This is a genomic window from Pseudoalteromonas sp. RB2-MNA-CIBAN-0110, from assembly GCF_040309305.1.
In the GTDB taxonomy this organism is placed as follows: Bacteria; Pseudomonadota; Gammaproteobacteria; order Enterobacterales; family Alteromonadaceae; genus Pseudoalteromonas; species Pseudoalteromonas arctica.
The window spans coordinates 1-253 of the sequence record NZ_JBEOOQ010000251.1 but is presented as its reverse complement, the minus strand read 5'-3'; the positions used below and the strand labels follow the sequence as shown (position 1 = coordinate 253).

General features: G+C 6.3%; 1 protein-coding gene. It reads left to right on the top strand.

What is annotated here, in order from left to right; genetic code table 11:
• A partial coding sequence (locus AAEY68_RS21950) for a hypothetical protein (protein ID WP_350586861.1) occupies nt 1-218 on the top strand: 218 nt, incomplete at its 5' end.
• Between the last annotated feature and the right edge of the window lie 35 nt (nt 219-253).

The following is a 253-nucleotide window of genomic DNA, read 5'->3' as shown; positions in this document are numbered from 1 at the left end:
AAATTGCTCTTACAAAAATAAAAAATAAAATAAAATATATAACCAAAAAAATTAAAATTTTTAAAAAATTAAATAAAAAATCTAAAAAATTAATAAAAAAAAAAAAAAAAAAAAAAAATTTAAAAAAAAAAAAAAAAATAAAAAAAAAAAAAATAAAAAAAAATAAAAAAAAAAAACAAAAAAACAACAATACCAAAAATAAAAAAGAAAATAAATAATTAACTATTAAACTTAATAAAAATAAGAAAAAAAT